At 70.1% G+C, this 4194-nt stretch carries 5 protein-coding genes; all 5 read right to left on the bottom strand.

The features are described from left to right. The coding region (locus RMO12_RS00005; protein ID WP_309637738.1) for a Mur ligase domain-containing protein at nt 1-278 on the bottom strand (278 nt) is incomplete at its 3' end. Nucleotides 279-527: 249 nt separating this feature from the next. Continuing rightward, the gene (locus RMO12_RS00010; protein WP_309637741.1) at nt 528-2327 is read right to left on the bottom strand and encodes a penicillin-binding protein 2; all 1800 of its coding nucleotides are present in this window, start codon (nt 2325-2327) and stop codon (nt 528-530) included. A 35-nt stretch (nt 2328-2362) separates the two neighbouring features. Next, on the bottom strand, nt 2363-2662 hold the full coding sequence (gene ftsL / locus RMO12_RS00015; RefSeq protein ID WP_309637739.1) for a cell division protein FtsL: 300 nt from the start codon (nt 2660-2662) through the stop codon (nt 2363-2365). Further along, complete coding sequence (gene rsmH / locus RMO12_RS00020; RefSeq protein ID WP_309637740.1) at nt 2659-3687, bottom strand: 16S rRNA (cytosine(1402)-N(4))-methyltransferase RsmH; 1029 nt, start codon at nt 3685-3687, stop codon at nt 2659-2661. The genes ftsL and rsmH overlap by 4 nt, the downstream gene beginning before the upstream one ends. A 5-nt stretch (nt 3688-3692) precedes the next feature. Then, nucleotides 3693-4133: a division/cell wall cluster transcriptional repressor MraZ gene (locus RMO12_RS00025; protein WP_309637742.1), complete on the bottom strand. Its 441-nt coding sequence runs from the start codon at nt 4131-4133 to the stop codon at nt 3693-3695. Between the last annotated feature and the right edge of the window lie 61 nt (nt 4134-4194).

Raw genomic sequence — 4194 nt, forward strand, 5'->3', positions numbered from 1 at the left:
TCGGCGATGGTGCCGGTGGCGGCCTTGAGCGCAGGCAACGCGCCGATGCGCGCGTCCTCGAAACCGTAGGCCTCCACGCCCTCGGCTTCGACCAGGCAGGTGGAGGCGCCCGCCTCGAGCGCCGCCATCACGAACTGGCGCCCGTCGGTGGCATGGCCGGGCCAGGCGATGAAGGCATCGCCCGGCTCGACCCAGCGGCTGTCGGTGCGCAGCACGCCGGTGGTCCATTCGCGCAACCAGCGGGCGGCGGCGGCGGGGGAGCGAAGGCGGGTCAGCATCTCAGTGGCCCCGCCGCAATGGGCTCGACCGCAGCGCACCGAACGCCGGCGTGCTGACGGGGTCCCCCAGACGGGCGAGCAGGGCCGACGTCACACGCCCACGGATTTGCGCAGCCCCCGGCCGGCCCCTCACCCCAGCCCCCTCCCCAAACGGGCGAGGGAGCAAGACCGCAGCGCGCCGATTGCAGCGCATCGCGATCGCCCCGACGGGGCGAGGGAACAAGGCGGGCCGAGCGTCAATGCGCAGCATCAGAAACTTTCCTCGACGGCGGTGGCTTCGCGCGCCACGATCTGCGGCTTGACCTCGAGGTCCGGTGCCACGCCCAAGGTGCGCAGGGTCTGTTGCACCACCTCGCTGAACACCGGCGCGGCCACGTCGCCGCCGAAGTACTTGCCGGCGTTGGGCTCGTCGACCATCACCGCCACCACGATGCGCGGGTTGTTCACGGGCGCGAGGCCGACGAACCAGGCGCGGTATTTCTTGGCCGCGTAGCCCTTGCCTTCCTGCTTGTGCGCGGTGCCGGTCTTGCCGCCCACCGAATAGCCGATCGCCTGCGCCTTGGGCGCGGTGCCGCCCTCACCGGCGGCCATCTGCAGCATGTGGCGCACCGCGCGCGCGGTCTCGGGCGAAAACACCCGCACGCCGACGCCGGCCCGGTCGGCTGGGTCAGCCTGGCCGGCCTTGGTGATGGACACCGGGATCAGCTCGCCGTCGCGCGCGAACACGGTGTAGGCGCGCGCCAGTTGAAACAGGCTGGCCGAGAGGCCGTAGCCGTAGGCCATGGTGGCCTGCTCGATCGGCCGCCAGGTTTTGTAGGGGCGCAGCCGGCCGGTCACGGCGCCGGGAAATTCGATCTGCGGTTTTTGGCCCAGGCCGACCGCCGAGAACATTTCATGCATCTCGCGCGCCGGTATCTGCATGGCCAGCTTGACCACGCCCACGTTGCTCGACTTCTGGATCACTTGCTCGACCGTGAGCGCGCCGTGCGGATGCGCGTCGCTGATGGTGATGCCGGTGATCTGCAAACGCCCCGGCGCGGTGTCGATCACGGTCTGCGGTTTGACGCGGCCGCTCTCCAGCGCGAGCGCGGCGATGAAGGGCTTCATGGTCGAGCCGGGCTCGAAGGTGTCGGTGAGCGCGCGGTTGCGCAACTGCGCGCCCGACAGGTCACGCCGATCGCCGGGTGTGAAGCTCGGGTAGTTGGCCAGCGCCAGCACCTCACCGGTCTGCACGTCGAGCACCACCACGCTGCCGGCCTTGGCCTTGTGCTCGGCCACCGCGTCGCGCACGCGCTGGTAGGCAAAGAACTGCAACTTGGTGTCGATGGCGAGTTCGATGTCGCGGCCGTCCACCGGCGGCACGCGCTCGCCGATGTCTTCGACCACGTGGCCCAGGCGGTCCTTGATGACGCGCCGCGTGCCGTCCTTGCCGGCCAGCGCGCTCTGGAACGCCAGCTCGATGCCTTCCTGGCCGCGGTCTTCCACATTGGTGAAGCCCACCACGTGCGCCGCCGCCTCGCCCTCGGGGTACTTGCGCTTGTACTCGGTGAGCTGGTGGACGCCCTTGAGGTCGAGCGCCTTGACCTGCCTGGCCACGCTGTCGTCGACCTGGCGCCTGAGGTAGACGAAGTTGGGGTTGTCGGCGAGCTTCTTGTCCAGCTCGGCCGGCGTCATGCCCAACAGCTTGGCCAGGCCCCGCTTGGCCGCGCGGTCGGCCCCGACGTCCTTCGGAATGGCCCAGATCGTTTGTGCCGGCACGCTCGACGCCAGCAGCAGGCCGCCGCGGTCGATGATGCGGCCGCGGTTGGCCGGCAGCTCCAAGGTGCGCGCGTAGCGGTTCTCGCCTTGGCGCTGGTAGAAGTCGGTGCCGATCACCTGCACGTAGACGGCGCGGCCGATCAGCAGCAGAAAGCTCGCGCCGATGGCCGCGACCAGGAACTTTGAGCGCCAGGGCGGCGTCTTCGACGCGAGCAGCGGGCTGGTGGAATAGCGCACGCTGCGCGTGCTCACGGCGCCGGCACCACGACGGTCGCGCCCGGCTCGCGGCACGCTGCGGCTGCGGGCCTCGCGCCACGGCCACCAGCTCACGGGCGGTCCTCCTCGGGCGCGCTCGCCGCAGCGGCGGGCGCGTTCACATATTCGGTCACGGCCGGCGACGCGCTGCGCATCGCCAGGCGCTCGCGCGCCACGCGCTCCACGCGCAAGGGCGTGGCCTGCGCACGCGCCTCGAGTTGCAGCCGCGCGAAGTCGGTGTCGAGCTGCAGCGCCTGCGCCTGCATGCGGTCGAGCTCGGTGAAGAGCCGCCGCGAGTCGTACGACACCTTCACGAGGTAGAGGCTGCTGGCGATGAGCGCGGCCAGCAGCGCGAGGTTCAGGCGCGTCATGCGCGACCCCCGCGCGCCTTCGGCATCGGCGTGTGGGCAGCGCGCTCGCCGGTCCGAAAGCGCCCGCGCGGTGCCGGGTCGACCACGTCGGTGCGCTCGGCCACGCGCAGGATCGCCGAGCGCGCGCGCGGGTTGGCGGCCACTTCGGCGGCGCCGGGCTTGATGCGACCCAGCGCACGCAGCCGCAACGCCTTGGGCGCGGCAAACGGCGCGCGGCGGTCAACCTGGTCGCGGCTGTGGCTGGCAATGAAGGTCTTGACGATGCGGTCTTCGAGCGAATGAAAGCTGATCACGACGAGCCGCCCGCCGGGCGCCAGGCATTGAATCGCTGCATTGAGCGCCGATTCCAGCTGCGACAGCTCGGCGTTGACGAATATCCGCAGTGCCTGGAAGGTGCGCGTGGCCGGGTCCTGGCCGGGTTCGCGGGTGCGCACGCAGCGCGCCACCAGCGCCTGCAGCTCGGAGGTCGTGCGCACCGGCTCGCCCTCGTCGCGCTGCTTGACCAGCGCGCGTGCAATCGACACGGCAAAACGCTCCTCGCCGAAGTCGCGGATCACCGTGGCCAGCTCTTTTTCGTCCGCGCGCGCCAGGAAGTCGGCCGCGCTCTCGCCGCGCGTGGTGTCCATGCGCATGTCCAGCGGGCCGCTGAAACGAAAGCTGAAGCCGCGCTCGGGCGTGTCGATCTGCGGCGAGCTCACGCCCAGGTCGAGCAGCAGGCCGTCCACGCGTGCCACGCCGCGCGCGGCCAGCACGGCCGGCAGGTCGGCAAAAGCGGCATGCTCGACGGCAAAACGTGCATCGCCCGCGAGCGCCGCATCCGCCTGGGCATGCGCCACCGCCTGCGGATCTCGGTCGTTGGTGAGCAGCCGGCCGGCTGGCGTCAGTCGCGCGAGGATCAAGCGCGAATGGCCGCCGCGGCCATAAGTGCCGTCGACATAGCAGCCATCGCCCTGCACCACCAGCGCGTCGACCGCCTCGTGCAACAAGACAGTGGTGTGCTGCAAGGCCCCTCCCGCCTGAAGCATCGTGATCAGAATGAAAAATCGCGCAACGCTTCGGGCAAGCCCTGCTGCATCACCTCGGCCTCGTGGGCCGCATAGCGCTCCCGGTCCCACAACTCGAAGTAGCTACCCATGCCGAGCAGCACCACGTCCTTGACGAGCCCGGCGGCGGCGCGCAATTCGGGCGAGATCAGCACGCGCGAGGCGCTGTCGATCTCCACATCCATCGCGTAGCCGAGAAAAACGCGCTTCCAGCCGGCCACCGACATCGGCAACGCGGCGACCTTGTCGCGAAAACCTTCCCAGCCCGGCCGCGGAAACATCAGCAGGCAGCCGTCGGGATGCTTGGTGAGCGTGAGCTGGCCCTGCGCCAGCGCGGCGAGCACCTCGCGGTGACGCGCGGGGACGGCCAGCCTTCCCTTTGCGTCCAGCGCCAGCGCCGAAGCCCCTTGAAATACGATTTGCGCCACCAAAACCCACCAAAGTGCACTTTGTCCCACTTTAACGGAGGCATTACCGACGGTCAACAGG

The organism is Methylibium sp. (assembly GCF_031393925.1).
Lineage (GTDB): Bacteria > Pseudomonadota > Gammaproteobacteria > Burkholderiales > Burkholderiaceae_C > Methylibium.